Here is a 1404-nt window from a genome sequence, read left to right as displayed (position 1 = left end):
TACTCCAGCGGGATTTCGTGTCCTGGTCTGGCTCTTCGGCGGTAGTGGGATCGTTGTGCGGTGGCTTGGTGTTTTCTGCGCCAGTGTGACCAGTTCAGTGCGTGGGCGTGTGGATCGTGGGGTGGTCCGGGGGCCTGGAGGAGAGCTGCCAGGAGCCTGCGGATTTCTGCCACGGTGAGCGGGATGAGTCTGGTGGATTCGTTTCTGCTGCCCCCTTTACGGGGGTGTCCGTGCGGGCGGCGAGTGCGGTGAGGAAGGCGTGAGCGAGCATGGCGAGAGTGATGTGCCGGTACCAGCCCGGGTAGCGGCGGACCTCGTACTCGTCGAGGCCGCACTCGTTCTTCGCGGCCTGGAAACACTCCTCCACTGCCCCGTGGGCGCCCGCGATCCGTGCGAGTTCAGGCACATCGGCGACAATGGGGGCATAGGCCATGTAGTAGGCGACCTCGCAGGGGTCGGAGAGGCTTCGGCGTGCGAGGACCCACCGGTAATGGGTGGGCGGATCGGGGTCGAAGACCAGGTTGACCGGGAGTCTCGCGGCGGCCCAGTCGTAGACGCGCGGCCCCTTCGCCCCGTCACCGCACGAGAGCCGCTGCCAGGCATCGGCCGGTGCATCGTCGATGAGCTTGTCGATGCGCCAGATACCGGCAAGGGACTTGAGCTGCTGCGATCTGGGGACCGCGACGACGTAGCCCAGGCCGTGCTGTTCGAGGCGGCGGCGGAAGTTCCAGTCCTGCCCGTACGCCTCGTCCGCGGTGACCCAGGCGACCGGTGTGCCGGCGTCCACGGTGCGGGCGATGACGGCCTTGGCCAGGTCCCCCTTGGTCGCGAACCCTCGCTCCTCGGGGATCTTCGCCGCCCGGCACCGCTCCCGGTCTCCGGTCCAGGACTTCGGCAGGTAGAGCTCACGGTCGACCAGCGCTCTGCCGCGCTCGGTGGCGTAGGCGGCGAACACTCCGATCTGACAGTTGTCGATCTTCCCCGACGTGCCGGTGTACTGCCGGCCCACCCCAGCCGAAGTGGTGCCCTTCTTGATGAACCCTGTGTCATCGATGATCAGCACACCACCCGGCCCCAAGCGCTCGACCACGTAATCGCGCACCTTGTCGCGCAGGGCCTCAGGATCCCAGCGGGCCCCGTTCAAGAGGTGCTGGAAGCCTTCGGGGGTGCGGTGGCCGGCGTACTCGGCAAGCTGCCAGCCGTTCTTCCGCGCCACCGGCCCCAGCAGACCACGGACATAGTCCCGCATCCGCCACCGCAGATCCACCCGCCCGAACAGACCTCCCACCCGGCCCAGCAACGACTCCAACTCGGCTGCCCACACGTCTACTTCAACATTCCCCGCCATATGCCATACAACGAACAACCCCAGCCCAGGACACGAAATCCCGCTGGAGTATTAGA

The 1404-nt window shown here is 66.7% G+C and carries 1 protein-coding gene; it reads right to left on the bottom strand.

Translation table 11 applies throughout. From position 1 onward, the window contains the following. Positions 1-94: 94 nt before the first annotated feature. Entirely contained in the window at positions 95-1348 is a 1254-nt protein-coding gene (locus ACWF94_RS40485; protein WP_453500292.1) for an IS701 family transposase, read from the bottom strand. Positions 1349-1404 lie beyond the last annotated feature (56 nt).

The sequence above is a fragment of the Streptomyces sp. NPDC055078 genome (genome assembly GCF_053607985.1).
The sequence above is the reverse complement of the archived record's forward strand: the minus strand, read 5'-3'. Positions and strand labels throughout refer to the sequence as shown.